We start from the raw sequence: 22,024 nt of genomic DNA, 5'->3' as shown, positions 1-22,024 counted from the left end.
CATGTAGGTAGGTGTTATGAGAATAAGCATCGGCAGGCGAGGGGAAAGGATTAGGCAGGAAAGTGAGATCAAACTCGCAAAACGAGAAAGGGGCCAATCGCTGGATTGGCCCCTTTATTCACTGAAGGAAATTATCGCACGTTAACATAAATCCCTGAGGTGACATTATCAGTCAGACGTACGACATGATAAATAACCTGCTTATTATGGGTTTTAATTTTACGTTTAATATTACCTTTATGTGACGAAACGGTTTTAGCTTTAATTTGCATGTTCTCAGATATCTGAATGGTGTCATGACCTGACATCCACATTTTCAGCATATTTGATTCAGTCTGACTTAATGTCAGTGGATGAACGTCGAGCCCAGCAGAAATACGTGGCGACGCGTTGAGTTTCTTTTGCAGGTAGGTGCCTAACAAAGAATCCAGTGTCGAAGTTTTTATCGATTTTGACGTAATAATCAGGTTCTTACGAACGTAGAGATATTCCTCAAAATGGATATTCGAGATCGCCATGAAAATAAAGAATAAGGTATCAGGATGCTGCATGATAATAGCACGAATACGATCGCTTGAATCAGATTCGTGAATAAAACACTCTTCGTTGATAAACACGACGCCCGGCTTTATTTGCTCACATCTTTGTTGTAATTGGTCGATGTCAGAGACAGGAGTAATATTTTTCTTTTTAACTCCTTTCGCAGACATATAGTCAGACAAACCCAGGCGTGTGTAATTACATGAATCCATAATAATCGTTGGCATTATAGCGACCCTCACCAATTTGTTATCCGTTTAAATCAACGATGAATACGCGTTTGCGGTACGAGAGAAATTTCCAAAGACACTTTTTTATTCTGCTCGGCAGATTGGCGATAGTTATCCATGCGCCATCATGACTCTTCCCTGAACCGTGCTGCGAAGTTATTTTTATAGTACATCCACGTCACTCTCATCTCAGCCATAGTGGGAATAGCTGAGGATTTGCATTAAGTGTTTAATTCGCTCTGTTTTGAGAGCCCTGTCACTATCGCGCAGATCACAGACAAATCTGATAGGACAAATCTTAAAAACATTTGTTTAGCGAAAGTATGACGCTTCAGCGAGCGTTGACAATGCCGGAAAAAAGGGATTTAGACAAGAAAAATCGCTTTGAAATTTTTTTTGTTTAAAAACAGCCCTTTGAGCATTTCATCAACCAATTCACAAGGTTTAGCCCCTTAGGAATCGTCTGACTAAAATACGCGAAGCGCGGTTTAATAAGAATAATTTTCACCAAAAATGCGCATTTATCAGAATTTCCTCAGTTGATTTCTGAGAAATATGGTTCAGAAAATGCACAGACAGTTTTTGGTTGCTTAAGTATTACTTAAGAACACCTACAGAATAGTTAATCAACTGCCGCGGGAAAGTTCTGACACAAACTGGGCGAGTAAATCAAAGACTTCGCTGAACAGATGTTCGCAGAAGGGAGCAAGCAGCGGCATCATCAACCCCACGCTGAGGATGCCCACCGTTAAGGTAATCGGGAAGCCAACCGCGAAAATGGAGAGCTGAGGTGAAACACGGTTTAACAAACCTAGTGCCATGTTTAGCGTGAGGAGTAGAACTATTAAGGGCAGCGCTAACATCATGCCATTAAGGAAAATTAATCCGGCGGATTTCACCAACGCCATAAAGGCATTGGCGTTAAGCGGCTGATCGCTGATCGGCAAGGTGTGAAAACTGTCCACCAATAGCGAGATCAGCCACAGGTGTCCGTTGAAGGTGAGAAACAACAGCATCGCCAGCATATCGAGAAAACGCGCCAGCACCGGCATGTTCAGGCGGCTGCCCGGATCGAAGAAAGTGGCGAAGGACAAACCCATCTGCAAACCAATCACTTCACCCGCCATGCGCACTGCGGCAAAGGCGAACTGCATGGTCAGGCCGATGCTCACGCCAATCAGCAACTGTTGCAGCAGTAACCAAAATCCGGCGGGGGTAAAAAGTGTAGCTTCCACCGGCGGCAGCACCGGCAGGATGATCCAGGTGGTTAATACCGCGAGGCCAATCTTAACGCGCTTGGGAATCGATTTTTCGCTTAGCACTGGCGCGCTGGCAAACAGCGCCAGCAAACGCACCATCGGCCAGAAGAATTGTGCGACCCAATGGATCAGCTGGCTGCTGTCGAGGTTAATCATTAGCCAATGATGTACGGCAGATTGCTAAACAGCGTGCGAATGTAATCCAGCATCAGATTCAGCATCCACGGACCGGCGATCACTGCGGTAGCGGCAACGGCTAGAATCTTCGGGATAAAGGAGAGCGTTTGTTCGTTAATCTGGGTCGCGGCTTGCAGCACGCTGATGATCAAACCGCTGATCAACGCCACCAGCAACATCGGCGCGGCCATCAGCAGCGCGACGCGCATTGCTTCCTGGCCCATAACCATTACTGATTCAGGTGTCATGTTGCACTCCTCGGGAAATGTCGGGTTACGAGTAGAAACTTTGCGCCAGTGAACCCACCAGCAGCTGCCAGCCATCCACCAGCACGAACAGCATCAGCTTGAACGGCAGGGAAATAGTCGCCGGCGGCACCATCATCATCCCCAGCGCCATCAGCACGCTGGCGACCACCAGGTCGATGATCAGGAAGGGGATAAACACGGTGAAACCAATCTGGAAGGCGGTTTTCAGTTCGCTGGTGACATACGCCGGCAGCAGAATGCGCATCGGTACCGCTTCCGGACCCTGAATCGGCGCGGTGTTGGCCAGACGCGCAAACAGCGCTAAATCGGCTTCGCGCGTTTGGCGCAGCATAAATTCACGCAGCGGCTGTGCACCTTTATCAATCGCGTCCGCCATGCTGATTTTGTCCTGGCTGAACGGCAGATAGGCGTCGGAATAAATTTTGTCGAAGGTCGGCGCCATAATAAAGAAGGTCAGAAACAGCGCCAGGCCGAGCAGCACCTGGTTAGGCGGCGCAGATGGCGTGCCGAGGGCGTTACGCAGTAAGCCAAACACAATGATGATGCGTGTAAAGCTGGTCATCATCAGCAGTACGGCCGGAATAAAGGTCAGCGAGGTGATGAAAACCAGCGTCTGCACCGGCAGCGACCAGCTCTGGCCGCCATTGGCCAGCGGCTGGCTGATTAAACCTGGCAGCTGCGCATGGGCAACCGGTGCCAGCAACAGCAGCGGTAGAAGAGCAAGGAATCGACGCATCATTGGGGTTTTCCGGGACGTTTAACCAGATTCTGGAACAGCTGGCGAAAATCCTGCGGGGTAGCGCTGCTATTCGCCAGTTCTTCCGGCGGCAGCGGCGGTAACGAGTGCAAATGCGTAATCTGTTGGGCGGTGACGCCCAACACCAGACGCGCATCGGCGGTATCGACAATCACCACACGCTCGCGCTGACCCACCTGCACGGTGGCGCTGACTTTCAGCGCCTGGCCGGTCACCGTTTTCGGCGCAAAGCCGAGACGTTTCGCCAGCCAGCCGCAGCCGAGAATCAGCAGAACAATCACCGCCAGCACGCTGCTGACCTGGCCAATCACCGAACCGGTAGAGACCACCGGCTGGCTCGCTACCGGTTGTTCCGCTTGCGTGTGCTTTAACATGCTTAACGGCTCAGACGACGCATACGTTCAGACGGGGTAATGATGTCGGTGATGCGCACGCCATATTTGTCGTTCACCACCACCACTTCACCCTGTGCGATCAGATAGCCATTAATCAGAATATCCAGCGGTTCACCGGCCAGGCCATCCAGCGCCACCACTGAACCCTGCGTCAAGCGCAGCAGCTCTTTGATGGTCATTTTGGTGCGACCCAGTTCCACGGTCAGTTTGACCGGAATATCCATGATCAGATCGATATCCTGCAGCGAACCGCTGATGCCAGGATTCTCCAGCGATTTGAAGACATTTTCAGTCGGATCTGGCGCGCTGGTGGTGGTTTGTTCGTTCATAGCTGCAGCCCACAGATCGTCCGCGGAGATGTCGTCGTCGGACGGTTTCTTGCTGTCACTCATCGGGCTGTTCCTCGTTCAGCGAATTCAAAATCGGGTTAATCAAATGTTCTACACGCAGGGCATACTGGCCATTGATGGTGCCGTATTGGCTAGTCAGCACCGGCACGCCATCGACGTGAGCAATGATGCGGTCCGGCTTCTCAATGGGCAGGACGTCACCAGGTTTTAGCTGCAAAATACGTGACAGGCGCAGCGATGTTTCGGCGAAGTGGGCAATCAGCTCCAGCTCCGAGTGCTGCACCTGTTTCACCAGATTGTCGCGCCAGTGATTATCTTCACGACGTGAGTTTTCCAGTGGCGGATTGACCAGCAGCTCGCGCAGCGGCTCAATCATTGAAAACGGAATACAGATATTGAATTCACCGACCAGGTTACCAATCTCCACCTGGAACGGCGTGTTAACCACGATGTCGTTCGGTGAAGTGGTGATGTTGGTGAATTTCACCTGCATCTCAGAACGCACATACTCGACTTCCAGCGGATAAATCGCTTTCCATGCGTCGCTATAACCATCCAGCGCCAGCTTCAGCATGCGGCGAATCACGCGCTGTTCGGTATGGGTAAATTCACGACCTTCAACTTTGGTCGGAAAACGACCGTCGCCGCCAAAAAGGTTATCGACAGCAATAAATACCAGGCTCGGTGAAAACACCACCAGCGCCGTGCCGCGCAGCGGCTTCAGGTGGATCAGGTTCAGGTTGGTTGGCACCGGCAGGTTGCGGGCGAACTCGTGGTACGGCTGAATCTTGATCGCACCCACACTAATATCGGGGCTACGGCGCAGCAGGTTAAACAGCGCCATACGGAAATGACGGGCAAAGCGCTCGTTGATGATCTCCAGCGCCTGCAGACGCTCACGTACGACGCGGCGCTGAGTATTGGGATCATAGGGACGGATGTCGCCATCGGTCCCTTTGGAACTGTTCTCTACTTCCGCGCTGTCACTGTCGCCATTAAGCAGCGCGTCAATCTCAGCCTGGGAGAGAATGCTATCGCCCATTAAATCACCTCAAAATGAAGGCGGTAAACAGCACGTCATTGACAACCTGAGCCGGTTGACCTTTTACCAGCGGCGGCGCCAGTGCCTGTTTGATCTGCTCAACCAGGGCCTGTTTGCCTTGCTCTGTTGCCAGTGCCGTCGCGCTTTGACGTGAAAGCAGTAACAGCAGACGGCTGCGCACTTCCGGCAGGTAATCGTTCAACCGACGACGGGTATCCTCATCGGGCAGACGCAGGGTGAAACCCACGTACAGCACACGGTCGGGATCGTTGTCAGGATTGACCAGGTTTACTGTAAACGTATCCATTGCAAAAAATACGGGAGCAGCCGGTGGCTCGACTTTCGCCGCGTCCGGTTGGCTGCCTTCGTGTTTATTCATCATTCGCCAGACTGCATAGCCTGCCACGCTGCAAGCGGCCAGCGTTACAATCAGTAACACCGGTAGTAGTAGTGAACGTTTGCGGCCTTTAGCTTTCGCGTTATCAGACATCTTGCAGTTACTTCCTGTGAATTATGGGCAAGCCTCTCGGCTTACCTGGACAGATTATCCCGCGTCTTAAGTCAAACAATGGGAAGAAAAGACGCGGGTTTTACGCTTACCTTCAGCGTTTAGCGGCTGTCAGGCAAAGATATCGACAGCGCCGTTACCGGCCGCGCGCGCTTGAAGGGCTGCCGGGACGGCAATAGGCGTTATCTCGTTGTCACTGTCCTGGGAGAGGGTAAAGCTGCCGTGCTGTCCGTCACGACGTCCTTCCTGCTGGCCCTGATAACTCTGGCCCTGTGCGAAGGCGTCGCTGCTGACGTTACTCTGTCCCAGGTTTATTCCGCTCTCCGCCAGCGCTGTACGCAGCTGAGGGAGAGCCGCTTCCAGCGCGGCCCTCACTTGGCTGTGGCTGGAAACCATACTTAACTGTGCCTGATCCTTATCGAGGGTCAGGCTGATCTGGATAGCGCCCAAATCCTGTGGATGTAAACGCAATTCGGCGTTCTGCTGCCCGTTGCGGCTAAACATCACAATCTGCTGACTCAGCGCCTGCTGCCACTCGCTGCTGCCGAGCTGCGCATTCAGCATGGGCGTCGACGGCGTGGTGCTGGTCGAGGCGGTGCTGCTCACCAGCGAACTGGTGGCGCTCAGGGGGGCGCTGGTTAATGGCGCTACCTGGTCATCCCTGCTTTGCGCGGCGGTGCGCTCTTCCGGCTTACTCAGCGCATTCAGCACCTGCTTAAAACTCTCATCCAGCGTCAAGCCGCTGCTGGTACTGGCGGTGGTGGTGACGCTGCTGCTGATCTGCGTGTTGGCAGCCGTTTGCGTTAAGCGCGTTCCAGCATCGCTGGATTTATTCTGTGCACCATCCGGCTGCGCTTGCTCTTCTTTTACTGCACCGGCCAGCGAACCGCTTAACAATGCTGCATTAAGCGAAGCGCGAGTGTCAGTTTTGCCTTCGCCCGTGCTGCTTACCATGGCTGTGCTGGTGCGGTTCTCAACCGCTACCGGCAACATGGCGAATAACGCCTGCACATTCTGTAAGTCGCTGGCAGTTAACGAACTTGCCTCACTCTTGTCTTTATCATCGGCTGATTTCAGCGTGGCTTTAGTGTTTTCCGGCTGTAAAAGTGCGTTTAACGCATCTGGTTTCTCTAGAGCCTGTAATAACGCGCTTAACGAGGCTTTACTGACGTCTTTTTCATCAACTTCTGCTGTCAGATCAGTCGATTGCGTGTTAACAGCTTGTTGCTTTACCAGCGTCAGCAAGCGGTTGCCGAGTTCAGTAATAAATCCCTGTGGCAGGTTATCTGTGCCCTGCAAAAGATCGGAGGAAACTGAACTGTCAGCGTCTCCCAAAACCGAGGTTTGCGTAGCAACTGTTGGCAGCGTAATCATTCGCCTTTCCTCAATGCGGCCCGTTGGGCAAATTCATCCATCCGTTTCTGATCGAGACGGTTTTCTTGTCGTAATGCGTTTTCCTCAGCGCGCGTAATCAGCGTTTGATAAGCATTGAGTCGCTTATGCTTTTCACGCCAGTTGCTCAGCGCGGTATCAAGGCGCTGATTCCACTGGGAAAGCTGTTGGCGATGCTGTTCGATGGCTTTTTCCAGCGTCTGAATAAACTGGTGATAATTGGTCCAGCGCGTGCTGGCGATGCCGCCGGACATATCCTGATTGAGCTTGTTGCGGTACTCATCCTGATAATCCAGCAGCATGCTGAGTTGTTCGTCGGCCTGCTGCACACCACGACGCATATCGCCGAGGTGAATCACCGCACTCTCCAATTCCTGCTCCGCCATATCGCGCAGCTTGTTGATCGCACTGGCCGTTTTCATGACTTAACCTCGTTTGGCGTTAACCGAACATCGCCTGCAGATGCAAACAGGCATCGTCGTAGTCGCTGCGTTCGAAAATGCCCTGATGCAGGAAAGCTTCCATCTCGGGATAGAGCTTGATGGCGCGGTCCAGCATCGGATCGCTGCCTGCGGCATACGCACCCACACTCACCAGATCGCGGTTACGCTGGAAGCTGGAGAGCAACTGTTTGAACTGGCGCACGCGCGCATAGTGCGTCTCATCAATTAATGAGGTCATGGCGCGGCTGATCGACGCTTCAATATCAATCGCCGGATAGTGACCGGCTTCTGCCAGACGACGCGACAGCACAATGTGGCCGTCCAGAATCGCACGCGCCGAGTCGGCAATCGGGTCTTGCTGATCGTCGCCTTCCGTCAACACGGTATAAAACGCGGTGATCGAACCGCCGCCGTGCGTACCATTACCGGCGCGTTCCACCAGCGCGGGCAGTTTGGCGAACACCGAAGGCGGATAACCTTTGGTCGCTGGCGGCTCACCGATGGCCAGCGCGATTTCACGTTGCGCCATGGCGTAGCGGGTGAGGGAATCCATAATCAGCAGCACGTGCTGGCCGCGATCGCGGAAATCTTCGGCGATACGCGTGGCATACGCAGCACCCTGCATTCGTAATAGCGGCGAGACGTCTGCGGGTGCGGCGATCACTACCGAACGCGCGCGGCCTTCGGCACCGAGAATGTTTTCAATGAACTCTTTAACTTCACGACCACGTTCACCAATTAAACCCACCACGATCACATCGGCTTTGGTGTAACGCGCCATCATGCCGAGCAGCACGCTTTTACCGACGCCGGAACCCGCGAACAGGCCCATACGTTGACCGCGACCCACGGTGAGCAGGGCGTTGATGGCGCGCACGCCGGTATCCAGCACATCTTCAATCGGCGTACGTTGCAGCGGGTTAAACGGTGCGGTGATCAGCGGGGCGCGATAGCCGGTTTCCGGCGCCGGCAAACCATCCAGCGGTTTGCCGCTGCCGTCGAGGACGCGACCCAATAGTTCCGGGCCCAGCAGCATCTGCTTGCCACTGTGCCCGCTGTCGCCACTGACGCGCGCATAAACGCGTGCGCCCGGCAAAATGCCGTCCACTTCTTCCAGCGGCATCATTAACAGTTTCTGGCCGTTGAAGCCGACCACTTCACTCTCCACTTCAGTGATCTTGCTGCCATCGGTACGTTCAATAATGCAGGTTGCGCCGAGCGGCAGTTGCAGGCCGGTGGCCTCCAGCACCAAACCGGTGGCGCGCGTCAGGCGGCCGTAGCGACGCACGGTTTGCACCTGTGAAATACGCTCTTCGAAGGCGTCAAGCGCGCCGAGCCAGCGTGAAAGGCGTGAGGAGGTCATTACAGTGTCCCCGGAGCGGCCAGGCGGCACAATTCCTGCCAGCGTGTTGCCACGCTCGCATCAAGGTCGCCATCTTCGGCGCTAAGCTTACAGCCGCCAGGATGCAGCGTGCTGTCGGCCAGCAAGCGCCAGCCGTGGAGATCCAGCGTGGGACCGAGCGTCTGCTCGATGCGCTGTAAATCGTCAGGATGGACGCGCAGCTGCGGTTTGCCGCTGAACATCGGTTCCTGCTGAATCAACTGCTGGATTTGACGCAGCAGGGCGGTGCCGTCCACCTGCGTGGCCTGGCCAATCACCGTACGTGCAGCTTCCAGTGCCAGCTGCATCAAACGAGAAGCGATCACGCTGTCGAGCGCTTCCAGCGTGTGATGGAACTCGGTCACCAGCTGCTGCATGCGTGCCTGCAGCGGCGCTTGCTGCTGCTGCGCATCGGCTAAGCCTTGCTGGAAACCGGCGTCATAACCGTTCTGTTGCGCTTCGGCGAAACCTTTCTGATAGCCTTCGCTGTAGCCTTGCGTCTGCGCATCTTTACGCATCTGCTGCTGCATGCGTTCCAGCTGCTGCTGCTGTTCCGCTTCGGCGCTCAGTTCAACATCGATCTCGGGCTCCTCAAGCTGAGGCTCCGGTTCGGCGCCGAACGGGCTGCCTAAATCATCAGGCTGCCAGCGCTGCCACGCGCGGGCGGAAAAGGCATCAGACATAGGTTTCCTCGCCACCACCAATGACCATCTCGCCGGATTCTGCTAAGCGGCGCACCACCAGAAGAATCGCCTTCTGTTCGTTCTCCACCGCCGACATACGGACCGGACCCCGGTTGGCCAGATCGTCGCGCAGGATATCGGCTGCACGGGCGGACATGTTTTTGAGGAACTTCTCGCGCAGCGGCTGCTCGGCACCTTTCAATGCCACCAGCAACTGCTCGGATTCCACTTCCTGCAACAGGCGCTGGATGCTGCGGTCGTCCACTTCCACCAGGTTTTCGAACAGGAACATCTCGTCGATGATCTTCTGTGCCAGCTCGCCATCGAAGTCGCGTACTGCTTCGATAACCGCTTCTTCCTGCTGGGTTTTCATCAGGTTGATAATTTCTGCTGCCGTTCTCACGCCGCCCATCTTCGCGCGCTTGAGGTTGGTGCCGTCGAGCAGGCCATTCAGTACTTCGGTCAGTTCCGCCAGCGCCGCCGGCTGGACACCGCCGAAGGTGGCGATACGCAGCATCACATCGTGACGCAGACGCTCGTCGAACAGCGCCAGAATATCCGCCGCCTGGCCACGTTTGAGGTGGACAAGGATGGTGGCGATAATCTGCGGATGCTCGTCGCGAATAAGGTCGGCGGCCGCCTGTGGCTCCATGAAGTTGAGCGTTTCCATACCGCTGGTGGTCTCGTTTTTCTCGAGAATATCTTCCAGCAGACTTGAGGCTCGCTCCTCGCCCAGCGCTTTGATCAACACCGAACGCAGGTAATCGTTGGAGTTGAGGCTCAGCGCCGCAAACTGTTCTGCATCGGCTTCAAACTCACGCAACACTTCAGTCAGCTGCTTATGAGATACCTGGCGCATGTTGGCCATGGCGCCACTCAGGTGCTGAACTTCACGCTGATTGAGATGTTTGAACACCTCCGCCGCGCGCTCTTCGCCAATGGTCATCATCAGGATGGCGCTTTTTTCTGTACCGGTCAGACTCATAGTTCTTTACTCATCCATTCGCGGATAACCAGCGCGACGACGCGCGGATCGTTTTCAGACATGTCGCGGATACGCTGGCTCATCACCTCGGCGCTCATGCGGTTAGTAGATTTACGCTCCTGATCCAGCTCGTCTTTGCTGAGCTGAACGTTAAAGGCTTCTTCTTCTTCCATGGCCGCAGAGCGTGCCGCCAGCGCTTCAGCCGCAGCCTTCTCCTGCTCTTTCTTACGCATCAGCTGTGGACGAACCAGCTTGCGATAGAGGATGAAGCCAACCAACGCCACCAGCAGCCAGCGACCGGCAGTCATCAGCTGATCGAAGAACGATTGCTGCTGCCAGAATGGCAGGTCGCCACCGGCTGGCTCGGTCATGTTGAACTGTGAGTTCACCACGTTGACGCTGTCGCCACGGGTTTGCGAATAGCCCATCGCTTCGCGGGTTAAGTCTTCAATCTGTTTGATCTGCTGTTCGTTCAGCGCCACCGCTTTGCCTTTGCCGTCGTCACGGTAGTTCACCACCACCGCAACCGACAGGCGCTGCACATCGCCGACGTTCAGCTTGGTATGACGAATGGTGCGATCCAGCTCGTAGTTCACCGTGTCGTTGCGTGTTGAGCTGCTCGGGCCAGAAGGCTGTGCGGTGCTGGTGGTGCTGCCGTTATTCTGCGCATTGGCGTTTTGCGCGTTCGCGTTCTGACCGTTGGCATTATTGTTGTTATTGGCCGGTGGATTGGCCACTGGCGCGGTGTTGGCTGGCGCAGGCTGATTCGACAATGCACCCGGTACGCCACCCGGATAGGCGCTGCCATTCTGTTCTGAATTGCTGGTCTGGCGTGAACGCACGGCGGTATTGTTTGGATTGGCGTTCGGCTGATATTTCTCGTCGGTCTGCTCGCTGCGGTCAAAGTTGATCTGCGCCGTCACCTGCGCGTGCACATTACCCTGGCCAACAATCGGGTTGAGGATTGCTTCGATGCGCTGCTGGAAGCGCGCTTCCACTTCAGAGGCATATTTCAGTTGCGCATCATTCAGGTCGCGACCTTCGCTATCGGAGCGGGTCAACAGACGACCAGCCTGATCGACAACGGTAACGTTGCCCGGCGGTAGACCGGCCACACTGCTGGAGACCATATGCTGAATGGCCTGAATCTGACCTTCATCTAACGCGCGGCCAGGTTGCAGATTCAGCGTGACCGAAGCGGAAGGGGCTTTCTGCTCACGCACGAATAAGGTCGGTTTCGGCATTGCCAGATGCACGCGTACGCTCTTCACCGGACCGAGCGTTTCGATGGTGCGCGACAGTTCACCTTCCAGCGCACGCTGATAGTTAATCTGCTCGCTGAACTGGCTGATACCGAACTTCTCTTTGTCCATCAGTTCGAAGCCAACGTTGCCGCCTTTCGGCAGACCTTGTTGCGCCAGACGCAGACGCAGCTCATGCACTTTATCGGCGGGCACCATCAGTGCTCCACCGTTATCGGCGAACTGGTAAGGGATGTTCATTTGCGTCAGCTGCGTGACAATCGCGCCACCATCCTCATCGGAGAGATTGTTATAAAGCACGCGATAATCTGGCGCCTTTGCCCACAGCACCAACGCAAACACCACTGCGATAACCGCAGCAGCGGCGATAATTAAGGGAATACGCGGATTGGCGCGCAGGCGGGCGAGAAGGTCATTGAAGCCTTTCTTAGCTGTATCCTGTGTAGCGGCTGCACTCGCATTCATGACCGATTCCTGCCTGACATTATTGATCGGGTGAGGTGGTGTGGTGACAAAACGTACTCCCTGAAGACTTCTCCCCTAAAACCGGGAGAGGAGAAAAATTAAATTCCACTTATTGGCAGGCATTATTTGATGATTCGGGTCTCATCGATGGGTGGATAAGCCGGGTTTTTTGCGGTCATTTAGCGCCTTTGTCCTATTGACAGTGTGTTAACTTTCTCATCGTGAAAATTTAATCACGTCTTCATTAGGGGTCAGGCAATGTCAATTCAGGCGATTGAGGGTGTGCTGCAGCAGCTGCAGATGACGTCTCTGCAGGCCAGTGGTAAGCAGGCGGAATCCACCAATCAGGTCGATTTTAGTGCCACCATGAAAGCAGCACTCGACAAGATCAGCGAAACTCAGACAACGGCGCGCGCTCAGGCGCAGGATTTTGAAATGGGTAAACCGGGCATCCAGTTAAACGATGTGATGGTCGATCTGCAAAAATCCTCAATTTCCATGCAGATGGGTGTGCAGGTGCGTAACAAACTGGTGTCGGCTTACACCGATATTATGAGTATGCAGGTGTAGTTTTTTCGGGTTTCTTTCGGGTATTTCTTTCGAGTATAGTTCAGCGCGGTGATGGTTTTATCTCAGGCGGGAAGGTTGCAGCATCACAGTGAATACACCGCCCAACGCGCTGCCTTATTTTGAGAAGAGGATTCTCACGTGAAGAAAAACCTACTGTTTTTAGTCGCCATCATTCTGCTTGCAGGATGTGACAAGGATGACGCGACGTATTATCCGCAAATGAAAAACTTTGCCTATCTTTATCAATTCGAAGCGCTACCCGGAAAAGTCAAAAATACCCATCAAACGCTGTTCACCGCCGACGGCCAGCAAATCTTTGAAGTGAATGTCGATTTCGATCATAACGGCTGTCCAACGCATGTTAAATCGGTGGGCAAAGAGGGCGAAGTGATTGAGGTTGCGCGCGACGGCAACACATTAAAAGGCAGCGAGAATGGTCAGGACGTAGTGGTGACGCTGGATAAAAACTGCGCCATGGTGAAGAAAGTCACGCCGAGCATGACCGTGGATATTACCTATAACAAACAGGGCTTGGTGGAACAAATCTCATCGCCCGCTTCAGATGCAGCGTTTCATCTCGCCTATAACAGCGCGGGTGAAATGGCGGTATTGAGTATTACTCAGGCCGGAACGGAAGTGTCGCGTGCTACTGCAGTGCGGGCAGAAGATAAGAAAAAGATTTCCGACGTGGTCACCACGGTAAAACGTAATAACCAGATTAAAACCGTTAGCAATGTCTGCAAATATAAAAACGATGTTCCCTATTATTGCGACATTATTACCACCGACGCAGCGGGCGAGGTGGTGGATAAGCAGTATGGCAATATCGAGGCGACATATTATTAGTTTGTTGGTCGCCATTGATGGCGACCACCACACTATTTAATCTCAGGCCACGCCACTGCCGGGAATCCATTCAACAGCGGATGCGCAAACAGGAAACCCTGGAACTGACTGATACCCGCCGCTTCCAGCCACATCCACTCTTCGGCTTGTTCGACACCTTCGGCAATCACCGCGATTTCCAGCGATGCGCAGCACTTAATGATGGCGTGCATGATCGCCTGCTTCGGGCCGCTTTTATGCACATCGCGGATAATCTCGCGATCGATTTTGATTTTGTCCGGCTGGAATTTCGATAACAGCGACAAGCCAGCAAAACCGGCACCAAAATCGTCCAGCGCCAGGCTGATCCCCGCCGCTTTCAACTTTCTCACTTCGGCAGCAAATTCATCCGAGCGCGAAATGATCTCATTTTCGGTCACTTCAACGATTACCTGCTGCGGCACCAGCCCGCTGGCTTTGATCTCCGCCAGCAGGAAATCCACCGCGTTTGGCACCGTCACCAGCGACATCGGGAGCAGGTTGATCGACAGACGATGCTCGCCAATCCCCAGTTTGCTTGCCACGTTAAATGCCAGACGTTTCGACTGAATATCCGCGTGATAAATCGCTTCGCCGCCAAACGCGGAGAAATACTCATCGGGTGAGCCACCGTTTGGCGTGCGGATCAGCGCTTCAAACGAAGTGACGCGGCGCGCGAAGGGATCGATGATGGGTTGAAAAGCAAAGCGGCAATCCTGCAGGCTCTGATCGATACCATCCAGATCGTTCTGCCATTCATTATCCGGAACAAATTCCCAGGTATTGGCTGGCGGGATCTCGAAGTAGTTCTCTTTGTCGCGCGCCACCACGAAGGTACGCAAAAACTGCAGCGCGCGATCTTTGTAGGTGAGCTGATAACGCGAGGTGCCTTTATCCAGCACTGCTTGCAGCACAGTGTCTTTGTCATGCTCGCGCAGATCGAACAGCTCCATGCCGACTTTGCCAAAACGGCGTTCGGGCGCGAAGTCGTGCATTAACTCCACCAGATTATGGTGGCGTGCGTCCTGACAAATACGCTTGTATATGCCCTGAACGGACTCACGCGGTCCTTCCAGCAGCTGGAAGAAGTGCAGGCCGTCGAACAGCAGGATGCCAGTAACGTCGAAGTTTTTGTTTTTGCTATTGGCTTTAGCAACCATATCTTCGAGCGTTTTGATTGGCACGTGATCGTGCAGATGGCTGCGGTAAATAATTGTGGTGAGCATCGAGATTGTCCGGATAATTTATTATTTTGCGACTAGATTAGCAGCCTTACTGCGGGGTCTGTCCATAGCTTACCGCGATCAGGCTAAACTTTTTTTATTATAACAGCTTAAGCGAAGCGGCTAGCCGCTTCGGTAACGTCGCAACTCCATCAGCGTGCCGATAATTTCTAGCGCCGATTCCGCCGAATGCAGCTGCGGAAAGTCATTATTCAACGCGCGCAATGTGAAGATTTGCTCAGCCTGCTGCTGCGTTTGCAGACGATAAATCCGCATCAGCGCCACGCCATCGACCAGCGCCAAAACCACATCGCCCGGCTGCGGTTGAACATCTGGATCAAAGATCACACTGTCACCGGGCCGGTAATCCGGCTGCATTGCGTGGTCTTCCACCGTGACCGCCAGTGCGCCATCGCCTAATTGACTTTCACTGTAGAGAAAGCGCGTTGCTTGCTGTTTCAACAATAAACGCTGCTCGCCTAACCACGCTGACGCTTGCGCGAGGCTAATCAATGGCACCGCCGTGACCGGCGCGGCTTTAGCGTACGTGGCAAACACTTCGCCGTCCCCATCAATAATCCACGCTGCTGTGCATTGCAGCCATTCCGCCAATCGCAATAAGTTCTCGCCACGCGGAACCGTTTCCTCCTTTTCCCATTGCGATACAGCCACATGCGAAACACCGATGCTTTTGGCTAGCGCCTGCTGCGTTAACTGTAGTGCTTTACGTCGTGCCCGGATGCGCTCACCGGAAGATTCTTTTTTCATCATCTTGACATCTCCTGAAGGAACGACTTAAGTATACTTAAATTCACCATTTAAAGTAAACTTAAATTCAGGCGTTGACCGCGAAGCTGGCAAGGGTGGTCAGCGTGCTAATGGGGCACAACCCTTGCCAGGGGTGAGAGGTGAAGCATGGAAAGTAGTTTAGTCACCAGCGTAGGTGCGTTGCTTCTCGGCGGCGGCGCAGCAGCTGTGTTCTGGAAACCGTTAATGGCGGGGATCGCCGCTATCGTCACCAGCAATCGTGCCGGCGGAGAGATCATCACCAGCTACAAAGAACAGGTGATGCTGCTCAAAGAGGGTCACGCCTTGATGCGTCAGGAAAACGATGAGTTGCGCGTCCGACATGACAAAAACCTGCGGCGAATCTCTTCGCTGGAAACCGATCTGCGGCTGATCAAAAACGCCCTGAGTATTTTACTGGCAACCACCGAAACCGAGCATAGCGATAAGTTTCGCAGCCAGGTGAATCAACTGATTACCACTCTGGAGGAGAGTCGTGATGATGCAGATAAACAGTGAGTACGTAGTGAAAAACCATCGACGCCAACTGTTCTTCGGCGGCTTTCTGCTGATGCTGTCGCTGATGTGCGTGGCGATGACGGTGTTGTTCCTGTTCGTTAGCAACAGTGCTAATCAGCGCGTTGAGGAGATTCGACAGCAATATCGAACGATTTCAGAACGGCGCGAAGCACGCGTGGCGGAGCTCACCAGCCAGCTGGTTGCGCTGCAAAACAAACTCGATGGGATAGCAAAGCACCCAATCAGCAATCCTGCGGATAAGGGGAAACCGGCTGAAGGAGATAAATCGCCACCTCAACCTAAGCGTTAAGGAGGGCATCATGCTTATCACCACGTGGATTGCAGCCACTGTTATCCGACTGCGATCTTTATTCAGTAAGAAGGAGAGCATTATGAGCGATCAAACTGTTATCAATCCAACCAGCACCCTCACATCGTCACCTGCGGAAGATTTCGCCAACGAAGTGGCGACGCCCGCCGCGGCACCTGTGGAGGCTGCGCCTGTTGCTGCAGCTGAGGCAGCGCCGCCCAGCGCACCGGAAGCTGCTGCTCCCGTTGCAGCCGACGCGCCGCCAGCCGCCGCAGCGACGCAGAGCCATGACGCCAGTCAGGCGTTCTCAGAAGGCGTGAAGGATTTCGGCCGCGCGTTTAGCTTTGTCGAGCAGGGCGTAATAAAACTGGGTGATGCCGCGAAGGATGAGCTGATTGAGCTGGCGAGGAAATATTTGTAATGCCTGAGGTTGCATTATCGGGGACCCGGATGTCCCCTGTTTACTCACGGGTTTTAGTCACTTCCGATTATTCCTAAGGCAGCTTCGATATTTTGCACTATCATTAACCCTTCAAGCGTTATTTAAATCGTCTTATTAAGCGAAAAGGAAGATAGCATGAGTGATACAGAAATTGTAAAAACCAAAATTGACTACCTGCGTGATGTCACCTCCCAGCTTAAAGAGATGCGCCACTACGCGCAGACTAACACTGAGACGCTGTCTGCCCACTGGCTGGCGTTTGACGCGGGTGAATATAAAGACACCGAATACGCGGGTCGCTTCGACACCTTGCTAAACAAACAAGGTAAACTGCTGGATGACATTGATGAGGCGATTCAGGATCTGGAAATCGCCATCAACAATGCTGAGCAGGAGAGCTAAGCCTCTGACGCACTGGTGGCCTAATCGGCCACCAGCCACATTTCTGCCTCATCGAACATTTCTTCGACAATCCGCGCAACCGTCGCTTTATCGTTCTTGCTCAAATCGGTATCTATGGCGTTACGTTCCATTGGTTTGACGCGTACCTCAATATCGGGAAAGACGCGCTGTACACGCTTTTCCAACTCCTGCAAAATCATCTCACGTGCGCCCGGTAATCCAGCCACGTTACGCTTATCGTAAATCAACTCCACAAACATCAGGGTCGTTCCATTCATTGGATCGGGTGCGATATAGTACTGTAAATAAAAACAGGGGTAAATATGCGCCAACTGGTTATCGATATCTTATTGAAAATGGCAAAAATGGATGTGGAAGCAAAAGAGCTGGTGGCGCAGGTTGAGGCGCAGTCGTTATTGATCGCGGCGCTACTGATTCAGGCAAAAGAGAATAACTCATTGACCATTTCCGACACGGTGCAGGAGGCGATCGTCACCGCATCGCGCGCGTCGCAGGAGTTTTTACAGTCGGATGTGGATCTGCTGCTAACCCACGTCAATCGTCTACTGGCGGTGGCGAGTTATATCGAAGTCAAAGGGATCGAGCGGGAAGGGTAGAAAAATATGACCTCTGGAAGTGGAAATCCAGCAACACTTCCAGAGGCGGTGCAACAGCACCATTCGTTCAAGGACAATCTACGACTGACGTCGTGATGAGTAAGTTATACAAGTTTTCTCAACTTGTACAACTTTTTCCTGAACATTTTGTGTGGTTGGCGATGTATCTTTGATGCCGTTACAGTACGTGGCCGATTACAACTCGTTTTTGATGCAGAACTCTTCCCACGTCATGCCTAATGCTTCCGCGTGAGATTTCAGATACTTTTCAATGGCATCCGCAGCGACGGCTTTATCGGGTTCCGCCAATTGAATGGAAAAAAGCATGCCGTCCAGCTTCTTCTGACGCAAAAATGCGGCATAAATGCGCTCTGCATGCCAATCACGTAATTGCGCTAATGACAAATTCGCCTGGCGTGCATCGCTTTCGGTGAGTTCATCCAGGGCGGACTGGAAATCGGGGTGGGCGGTGAAAAACATCGTGCGTGCCTGAGCGTAATACTCTTCTGTGGTTTTCATTCGGTGTTCCTGCATATCAACTTGCGCGCTAGTGTAACGCGCGCAAGCTGCGTTGTCAGGATTCCGCTGTTGAATCGATATTCATGGCAACCAGGTGCGCATTAATGCGCTCCCTACGAAAGCAATCAATGCAACTGCTGATAAATTTGCGTAACGTCCTGCTGATTCTTCGCCAGTGTCTCATCCAGCGTCAGTTTGCCGCTCAGCATATCCGCCAGATTCTGCCCGACGGCGTTCCCCATCTGGTCAAATCCGGGAATGCTCACATACTGCACGCCCTGATAAGGCACAGGGTTGAGCGTGGGCTGCTCGACGGTCGCCGAATCAATCGCCGCACGTACCTGCGCGGCATACGGCGCCAGACGCTGATAGCTCGCCTGCTGATAAGTGGAATTGCGGCTGCCGGGCGGCACCGCGCCCCAGCCGACGGTATCGGCCACTTGCTGAATGTACTGTTTGGATGTCGCCCAGCTAATAAAGGCTATCGCCGCCTCGCGATTCGGCGTGTTAGCCGGTACCGCCAGCGCCCACGACCATAACCAGTTCGAACCATTACGTGTGATGCCGCCCGGCGCAGGCGCAAAGGCCAGCTTGTCGGCGACTAATGAGATCTGCGGATTAACCAGCAAACCGGCTGCTACCGTGCTGTCGATCCACATCGCGCATTTGCCTTGCGCGGTCAGACGCAAAATCTGGCCGAAACTGTTTTTCACCGTATCCGGCGGTCCATCCTGCTTTACCACCTGCAGATAATCACTCAGCGCTTCGCGCCACTCCGGCGAATTGAGCGTGGGCTGCCAGTTATCATCGAACCACTGCGCGCCATAGGCATTCGCCATGGTGGTCATGAATGCCACGTTATCGCCCCAGCCGGGCTGACCGCGCAGGCACAGGCCATAAATGCCTTTTTGCGCATCGGTGAGTTTGGCGGCGAAGTTCTTGATATCGGTCCAGTCGGGATTATCCGGCATGGTTAACCCTTTCTGCGCAAACAGATCTTTGCGGTAGTAGGTCATGCTGCTTTCCCCGTAGAACGGCAGGGCGTAAAGCGTTTGCTGGAACGACAGCGCTTTGCGCACCGGCGCGATGAGATCATCGCTGTCGTAATCGGCGGGCAACTTATTGAGCGGCGCCAGCCAGCCTTTTTCGCCCCACAGCGGCGCTTCATAGGTGCCGACGGTGATGACATCGAACTGCGCCTGACCGCTGTTCATCGCCGACAGCACCGCCTCACGCAATGCGCCATCGTCCATCACATGCCATTGCAGTTTGACGTCCGGATGCTCCTGTTCGTAGCGCGTGGCGAGCTGCTGCATGATGGTCATATCGCCGTTGGCGATGGTGGCGATATTCAGTGTGGTCGCCGCGTGGCTCAGCAGCGGCGTGGCGAGTAATATCGCGAGAAATTTACGCATCATGTCGCTCCTTAGCGCGGCTGCAGGCGGAAGAAGGCCATCTTCTCCACCAGCAATCCGGCATGTTCGCTGACGGTCTGGCTGGCGGCGCTGGCTTCCTGCACCAGCGAGGCGTTTTGCTGCGTCGCACCATCCATCTGAATCACCGCTGTATTCACCTGCTCAATACCGCTGGATTGCTGGCGGCTGGCCACGGCGATTTCACCGACAATATCCACCACGCGCGCCACGCCCTGATTGATGTCATTGAGCATCGCGCCAGAACGCTGCACCAGCGCGCTGCCGGCTTCTACTTTGCCGACGCTGGCATCAATCAACGCTTTGATCTCGTGCGCGGCTCCGGCGGATCGCTGTGCCAGCTGACGCACTTCGGATGCCACCACGGCAAAGCCGCGTCCTTGTTCGCCTGCGCGTGCCGCTTCGACTGCCGCATTCAGCGCCAGCAGGTTAGTCTGGAAGGCGATCTCATCGATCACCCGGTTGATATCGGCGATGCGTTTGCTGGAGGATTCGATCTCCTCCATCGCGCTGACCGCGTCACGCAATACGCTGCTGCCGCGTTCGGCCTGATGACGCACATCGGTGGCCAGTTCATTGGCCTGCGCGGCGTTATCAGCGTTGTGTTTCACCGTGGCGGTCATCTGCTCCATGCTGGCAGCGGTTTGCTCCAGCGAGCTGGCCTGCGAATGGGTGCGTTCAGAGAGATCGTCATTGCCGTCGGCCATCTGACGCGCCGCATCACTCAGTGCGCTGGCGCTTTCGCCTACGTCGCGCACAATCTCCGCCAGACGCACATCCATGCGCAGTAGCGACTGCATCAGTTCGCCCATCTCATCGCGCGAAACGCTGCCGATATCATGATTCAGTTCACCGGCCGCAATCGATTCGGCCAGTTCGCGTGCCTGACCAATCGACCGGTTGATCGAGCGGATCAGCAACCAGCCAAACACCAGCGCCACGCTCAGCCCGACCAGCAATATGATAATCAGGCTGTTACGCGCCAGCTGGTAATCGCTGTTGCTCTGCCGATAGGTGAGTTCTGCATGCTGGCGCATTAACGCATCAAGCTGATCGATGTCCTGTTGCAGCAGCTGACTGCCGCTGCGCAGGCGGGTTTCAATCACCACCAGCGCGCCGGATGGGTTGCCGCCCTTCAGCAGTTCTCCGGCATCTTTCAGCGCGCTTTGCCAGCCGTCGAGATGGGTGATGAATTGCTGGCTGAGTGGTTTGGTTTGTGCATCAAACGCCAGCTGCTGCCAGGTTTGACGGTCTTTCGCAATCTGCTCGCCGTAATGCGCGATGCGCGCCAGACGTTTCTCCACTTCGCTGCTGTCGGTCCAGTAGCGCAGGGCATCGAACAGGGTCGCGGACTGTTCCTGCACCATGCGGTACAGGCGGGATGAATATTGCAGCGGTAACAGCTCATTCTGGTAGGCGTTTTGCGCCCGTTGGTCGGCGGCGCGCAGGCCAATAATTCCCCAGATGGCGGCAACAATCAGTAAAATGCACAGCAGGCCAACAATCGATGTCAGACGCGCGCGAAGGGTCAATCGCATAACGGGATTCTCCGTAACGAAGGTGAGTGTGTAATCGGTCATTATTGTTTTTACAGGCACTTTTAACTCCAGAAGAGTTATCGGCGCAGAAGTGAGCAGCTTGAGGAAAATCATGTGGCGCGCAGCAGATACCTTGCGCAACCTGCGGGAAAAATTATAACGTAGCCGCCATTGATGCGAGTGTAGGGACCGAGAATGAAAAAGTGGATGATAGTGGCCGCGCTGGCGCTGAGTGGCTGTGCGCAGATCAGCAATTATGACCAGGCGGTGAAAACCCCGGCGCCGCTGGAGCTGCAAGGCAACTGGCAAACCGTGGGCCCGCAAAGCAAGCTGATCAGCAAGCAAGCGATGGGCAGCCTGATTATCGGTGCCGAAGGCGACACGCTGGATTGCCGTCAGTGGCAGCGCGTGATTGCCAAACCGGGCAAATTAACCCGTCTGGGCGATGATTGGGTCAACGTGACGCGCCAGGTGCGCGTGATGCCGCTGGTGCTGGAGAACGGTGAGCTGCGTTACGATGGGTTGAGACTGCGTAAAGTGGATCGGCCAACCGTTGAGTGCCAGCAGGCGCTGGAAGAGGTGGCGAAACGTCCGAACGAGGCGGTGATTCAGGATATCGAGCCAGAGATTATGCGCCCGGTTTCGACGGCGACGCAGAAGTAG

Annotated in this window: 28 protein-coding genes; 8 read left to right on the top strand and 20 right to left on the bottom strand. The window is 54.3% G+C overall.

Annotated features, from left to right (window positions below):
• Positions 1–131: 131 nt before the first annotated feature.
• From rcsA to fliF, 14 genes are all read right to left on the bottom strand, one after another.
• A complete protein-coding gene (rcsA, locus tag NQH49_RS11880; RefSeq protein WP_008105413.1) occupies positions 132–767 on the bottom strand; it encodes a transcriptional regulator RcsA in 636 nt (211 codons plus the stop codon).
• 629 nt (positions 768–1,396) lie between these two features.
• Positions 1,397–2,185 (bottom strand): flagellar biosynthetic protein FliR, encoded by a 789-nt coding sequence (gene fliR, locus NQH49_RS11875; RefSeq protein ID WP_256696751.1) that lies wholly within the window; start codon positions 2,183–2,185, stop codon positions 1,397–1,399.
• Positions 2,185–2,454 (bottom strand): flagellar biosynthesis protein FliQ, encoded by a 270-nt coding sequence (fliQ, locus tag NQH49_RS11870; RefSeq protein WP_008105408.1) that lies wholly within the window; start codon positions 2,452–2,454, stop codon positions 2,185–2,187. Before fliQ ends, fliR begins: the two co-directional genes overlap by 1 nt.
• Before the next feature lie 25 nt (positions 2,455–2,479).
• On the bottom strand, positions 2,480–3,211 hold the full coding sequence (gene fliP / locus NQH49_RS11865) for a flagellar type III secretion system pore protein FliP (RefSeq protein ID WP_154190575.1): 732 nt from the start codon (positions 3,209–3,211) through the stop codon (positions 2,480–2,482).
• Positions 3,211–3,606 (bottom strand): flagellar biosynthetic protein FliO, encoded by a 396-nt coding sequence (gene fliO / locus NQH49_RS11860; RefSeq protein ID WP_256696750.1) that lies wholly within the window; start codon positions 3,604–3,606, stop codon positions 3,211–3,213. Before fliO ends, fliP begins: the two co-directional genes overlap by 1 nt.
• 2 nt (positions 3,607–3,608) lie before the next feature.
• On the bottom strand, positions 3,609–4,019 hold the full coding sequence (gene fliN, locus NQH49_RS11855; protein WP_008105402.1) for a flagellar motor switch protein FliN: 411 nt from the start codon (positions 4,017–4,019) through the stop codon (positions 3,609–3,611).
• Positions 4,012–5,019, bottom strand: a complete 1,008-nt coding sequence (fliM, locus tag NQH49_RS11850) for a flagellar motor switch protein FliM (RefSeq protein ID WP_008105401.1) — start codon at positions 5,017–5,019, stop codon at positions 4,012–4,014. The genes fliN and fliM overlap by 8 nt, the downstream gene beginning before the upstream one ends.
• A gap of 4 nt (positions 5,020–5,023) precedes the next feature.
• Positions 5,024–5,509, bottom strand: coding sequence for a flagellar basal body-associated protein FliL (fliL, locus tag NQH49_RS11845; RefSeq protein WP_176970358.1), 486 nt, complete (start codon positions 5,507–5,509; stop codon positions 5,024–5,026).
• A gap of 129 nt (positions 5,510–5,638) precedes the next feature.
• Positions 5,639–6,901, bottom strand: a complete 1,263-nt coding sequence (locus NQH49_RS11840; protein WP_256696749.1) for a flagellar hook-length control protein FliK — start codon at positions 6,899–6,901, stop codon at positions 5,639–5,641.
• Positions 6,898–7,341 carry a flagellar export protein FliJ gene (gene fliJ, locus NQH49_RS11835; RefSeq protein WP_008105396.1) on the bottom strand — a complete coding sequence of 148 codons (444 nt, stop codon included), beginning with the start codon at positions 7,339–7,341 and terminating at the stop codon, positions 6,898–6,900. The genes NQH49_RS11840 and fliJ overlap by 4 nt, the downstream gene beginning before the upstream one ends.
• A 19-nt stretch (positions 7,342–7,360) precedes the next feature.
• Positions 7,361–8,725 carry a flagellar protein export ATPase FliI gene (gene fliI, locus NQH49_RS11830; protein WP_008105395.1) on the bottom strand — a complete coding sequence of 455 codons (1,365 nt, stop codon included), beginning with the start codon at positions 8,723–8,725 and terminating at the stop codon, positions 7,361–7,363.
• Entirely contained in the window at positions 8,725–9,426 is a 702-nt protein-coding gene (fliH, locus tag NQH49_RS11825; RefSeq protein WP_137386041.1) for a flagellar assembly protein FliH, read from the bottom strand. Before fliH ends, fliI begins: the two co-directional genes overlap by 1 nt.
• Entirely contained in the window at positions 9,419–10,411 is a 993-nt protein-coding gene (gene fliG / locus NQH49_RS11820; protein ID WP_101763955.1) for a flagellar motor switch protein FliG, read from the bottom strand. The genes fliH and fliG overlap by 8 nt, the downstream gene beginning before the upstream one ends.
• On the bottom strand, positions 10,408–12,138 hold the full coding sequence (fliF, locus tag NQH49_RS11815; protein ID WP_256696748.1) for a flagellar basal-body MS-ring/collar protein FliF: 1,731 nt from the start codon (positions 12,136–12,138) through the stop codon (positions 10,408–10,410). The genes fliG and fliF overlap by 4 nt, the downstream gene beginning before the upstream one ends.
• Before the next feature lie 258 nt (positions 12,139–12,396).
• On the opposite strand from fliF, the gene fliE reads away from it, so the two are divergent.
• On the top strand, positions 12,397–12,708 hold the full coding sequence (gene fliE / locus NQH49_RS11810) for a flagellar hook-basal body complex protein FliE (protein ID WP_008105389.1): 312 nt from the start codon (positions 12,397–12,399) through the stop codon (positions 12,706–12,708).
• 138 nt (positions 12,709–12,846) lie between these two features.
• Positions 12,847–13,554, top strand: coding sequence for a YnfC family lipoprotein (locus tag NQH49_RS11805; protein ID WP_256696747.1), 708 nt, complete (start codon positions 12,847–12,849; stop codon positions 13,552–13,554).
• 32 nt (positions 13,555–13,586) lie between these two features.
• Here NQH49_RS11805 and NQH49_RS11800 read toward each other — a convergent pair whose 3' ends face one another.
• Both NQH49_RS11800 and NQH49_RS11795 read right to left on the bottom strand, forming a co-directional pair.
• Positions 13,587–14,798, bottom strand: a complete 1,212-nt coding sequence (locus NQH49_RS11800; RefSeq protein ID WP_256696746.1) for a diguanylate phosphodiesterase — start codon at positions 14,796–14,798, stop codon at positions 13,587–13,589.
• Positions 14,799–14,918: 120 nt separating this feature from the next.
• On the bottom strand, positions 14,919–15,566 hold the full coding sequence (locus NQH49_RS11795; protein ID WP_256696745.1) for a helix-turn-helix domain-containing protein: 648 nt from the start codon (positions 15,564–15,566) through the stop codon (positions 14,919–14,921).
• A 144-nt stretch (positions 15,567–15,710) separates the two neighbouring features.
• Between NQH49_RS11795 and NQH49_RS11790 the strand changes: the two genes are divergently transcribed.
• From NQH49_RS11790 to NQH49_RS11775, 4 genes are all read left to right on the top strand, one after another.
• A complete protein-coding gene (locus NQH49_RS11790) occupies positions 15,711–16,100 on the top strand; it encodes a hypothetical protein (RefSeq protein ID WP_008105381.1) in 390 nt (129 codons plus the stop codon).
• Positions 16,081–16,410 carry a hypothetical protein gene (locus NQH49_RS11785; RefSeq protein ID WP_179450302.1) on the top strand — a complete coding sequence of 110 codons (330 nt, stop codon included), beginning with the start codon at positions 16,081–16,083 and terminating at the stop codon, positions 16,408–16,410. Before NQH49_RS11790 ends, NQH49_RS11785 begins: the two co-directional genes overlap by 20 nt.
• Before the next feature lie 82 nt (positions 16,411–16,492).
• Positions 16,493–16,831 carry a hypothetical protein gene (locus NQH49_RS11780; RefSeq protein WP_256696744.1) on the top strand — a complete coding sequence of 113 codons (339 nt, stop codon included), beginning with the start codon at positions 16,493–16,495 and terminating at the stop codon, positions 16,829–16,831.
• 156 nt (positions 16,832–16,987) lie between these two features.
• Positions 16,988–17,254, top strand: a complete 267-nt coding sequence (locus NQH49_RS11775) for a hypothetical protein (protein ID WP_256696743.1) — start codon at positions 16,988–16,990, stop codon at positions 17,252–17,254.
• Between the two features lie 20 nt (positions 17,255–17,274).
• Here NQH49_RS11775 and NQH49_RS11770 read toward each other — a convergent pair whose 3' ends face one another.
• Positions 17,275–17,514, bottom strand: a complete 240-nt coding sequence (locus tag NQH49_RS11770; protein ID WP_008105373.1) for a DinI-like family protein — start codon at positions 17,512–17,514, stop codon at positions 17,275–17,277.
• Between the two features lie 63 nt (positions 17,515–17,577).
• Between NQH49_RS11770 and iraP the strand changes: the two genes are divergently transcribed.
• Positions 17,578–17,871 (top strand): anti-adapter protein IraP, encoded by a 294-nt coding sequence (gene iraP / locus NQH49_RS11765; RefSeq protein WP_061717593.1) that lies wholly within the window; start codon positions 17,578–17,580, stop codon positions 17,869–17,871.
• Between the two features lie 195 nt (positions 17,872–18,066).
• Here iraP and NQH49_RS11760 read toward each other — a convergent pair whose 3' ends face one another.
• The 3 genes from NQH49_RS11760 to NQH49_RS11750 all read right to left on the bottom strand — a co-directional run bounded on the left by NQH49_RS11760 (position 18,067) and on the right by NQH49_RS11750 (position 21,361).
• Positions 18,067–18,390 carry a DUF6388 family protein gene (locus tag NQH49_RS11760; protein ID WP_256696742.1) on the bottom strand — a complete coding sequence of 108 codons (324 nt, stop codon included), beginning with the start codon at positions 18,388–18,390 and terminating at the stop codon, positions 18,067–18,069.
• 125 nt (positions 18,391–18,515) lie between these two features.
• Positions 18,516–19,808 carry an ABC transporter substrate-binding protein gene (locus NQH49_RS11755; protein ID WP_256696741.1) on the bottom strand — a complete coding sequence of 431 codons (1,293 nt, stop codon included), beginning with the start codon at positions 19,806–19,808 and terminating at the stop codon, positions 18,516–18,518.
• 8 nt (positions 19,809–19,816) lie between these two features.
• Positions 19,817–21,361 (bottom strand): methyl-accepting chemotaxis protein, encoded by a 1,545-nt coding sequence (locus tag NQH49_RS11750; protein WP_256696740.1) that lies wholly within the window; start codon positions 21,359–21,361, stop codon positions 19,817–19,819.
• A 195-nt stretch (positions 21,362–21,556) separates the two neighbouring features.
• Between NQH49_RS11750 and yedD the strand changes: the two genes are divergently transcribed.
• Positions 21,557–22,024, top strand: coding sequence for a lipoprotein YedD (gene yedD, locus NQH49_RS11745; RefSeq protein WP_256696739.1), 468 nt, complete (start codon positions 21,557–21,559; stop codon positions 22,022–22,024).

Source organism: Pantoea trifolii (assembly GCF_024506435.1).
In the GTDB taxonomy this organism is placed as follows: Bacteria; Pseudomonadota; Gammaproteobacteria; order Enterobacterales; family Enterobacteriaceae; genus Pantoea; species Pantoea trifolii.
This window is presented reverse-complemented; position numbering and strand designations above follow the sequence as displayed.

Excerpts from the sequence above, each read along its gene's own strand:
- rcsA (WP_008105413.1), bottom strand. The coding sequence starts at position 767 with ATGCCAACGATTATTATGGATTCATGTAATTACACACGCCTGGGTTTG.
- fliR (WP_256696751.1), bottom strand. The coding sequence starts at position 2,185 with ATGATTAACCTCGACAGCAGCCAGCTGATCCATTGGGTCGCACAATTC.
- fliQ (WP_008105408.1), bottom strand. The coding sequence starts at position 2,454 with ATGACACCTGAATCAGTAATGGTTATGGGCCAGGAAGCAATGCGCGTC.
- fliP (WP_154190575.1), bottom strand. The coding sequence starts at position 3,211 with ATGCGTCGATTCCTTGCTCTTCTACCGCTGCTGTTGCTGGCACCGGTT.
- fliO (WP_256696750.1), bottom strand. The coding sequence starts at position 3,606 with ATGTTAAAGCACACGCAAGCGGAACAACCGGTAGCGAGCCAGCCGGTG.
- fliN (WP_008105402.1), bottom strand. The coding sequence starts at position 4,019 with ATGAGTGACAGCAAGAAACCGTCCGACGACGACATCTCCGCGGACGAT.
- fliM (WP_008105401.1), bottom strand. The coding sequence starts at position 5,019 with ATGGGCGATAGCATTCTCTCCCAGGCTGAGATTGACGCGCTGCTTAAT.
- fliL (WP_176970358.1), bottom strand. The coding sequence starts at position 5,509 with ATGTCTGATAACGCGAAAGCTAAAGGCCGCAAACGTTCACTACTACTA.
- NQH49_RS11840 (WP_256696749.1), bottom strand. The coding sequence starts at position 6,901 with ATGATTACGCTGCCAACAGTTGCTACGCAAACCTCGGTTTTGGGAGAC.
- fliJ (WP_008105396.1), bottom strand. The coding sequence starts at position 7,341 with ATGAAAACGGCCAGTGCGATCAACAAGCTGCGCGATATGGCGGAGCAG.
- fliI (WP_008105395.1), bottom strand. The coding sequence starts at position 8,725 with ATGACCTCCTCACGCCTTTCACGCTGGCTCGGCGCGCTTGACGCCTTC.
- fliH (WP_137386041.1), bottom strand. The coding sequence starts at position 9,426 with ATGTCTGATGCCTTTTCCGCCCGCGCGTGGCAGCGCTGGCAGCCTGAT.
- fliG (WP_101763955.1), bottom strand. The coding sequence starts at position 10,411 with ATGAGTCTGACCGGTACAGAAAAAAGCGCCATCCTGATGATGACCATT.
- fliF (WP_256696748.1), bottom strand. The coding sequence starts at position 12,138 with ATGAATGCGAGTGCAGCCGCTACACAGGATACAGCTAAGAAAGGCTTC.
- fliE (WP_008105389.1), top strand. The coding sequence starts at position 12,397 with ATGTCAATTCAGGCGATTGAGGGTGTGCTGCAGCAGCTGCAGATGACG.
- NQH49_RS11800 (WP_256696746.1), bottom strand. The coding sequence starts at position 14,798 with ATGCTCACCACAATTATTTACCGCAGCCATCTGCACGATCACGTGCCA.
- NQH49_RS11795 (WP_256696745.1), bottom strand. The coding sequence starts at position 15,566 with ATGATGAAAAAAGAATCTTCCGGTGAGCGCATCCGGGCACGACGTAAA.
- NQH49_RS11790 (WP_008105381.1), top strand. The coding sequence starts at position 15,711 with ATGGAAAGTAGTTTAGTCACCAGCGTAGGTGCGTTGCTTCTCGGCGGC.
- NQH49_RS11785 (WP_179450302.1), top strand. The coding sequence starts at position 16,081 with ATGATGCAGATAAACAGTGAGTACGTAGTGAAAAACCATCGACGCCAA.
- NQH49_RS11780 (WP_256696744.1), top strand. The coding sequence starts at position 16,493 with ATGAGCGATCAAACTGTTATCAATCCAACCAGCACCCTCACATCGTCA.
- NQH49_RS11775 (WP_256696743.1), top strand. The coding sequence starts at position 16,988 with ATGAGTGATACAGAAATTGTAAAAACCAAAATTGACTACCTGCGTGAT.
- NQH49_RS11770 (WP_008105373.1), bottom strand. The coding sequence starts at position 17,514 with ATGTTTGTGGAGTTGATTTACGATAAGCGTAACGTGGCTGGATTACCG.
- iraP (WP_061717593.1), top strand. The coding sequence starts at position 17,578 with ATGCGCCAACTGGTTATCGATATCTTATTGAAAATGGCAAAAATGGAT.
- NQH49_RS11760 (WP_256696742.1), bottom strand. The coding sequence starts at position 18,390 with ATGAAAACCACAGAAGAGTATTACGCTCAGGCACGCACGATGTTTTTC.
- NQH49_RS11755 (WP_256696741.1), bottom strand. The coding sequence starts at position 19,808 with ATGATGCGTAAATTTCTCGCGATATTACTCGCCACGCCGCTGCTGAGC.
- NQH49_RS11750 (WP_256696740.1), bottom strand. The coding sequence starts at position 21,361 with ATGCGATTGACCCTTCGCGCGCGTCTGACATCGATTGTTGGCCTGCTG.
- yedD (WP_256696739.1), top strand. The coding sequence starts at position 21,557 with ATGAAAAAGTGGATGATAGTGGCCGCGCTGGCGCTGAGTGGCTGTGCG.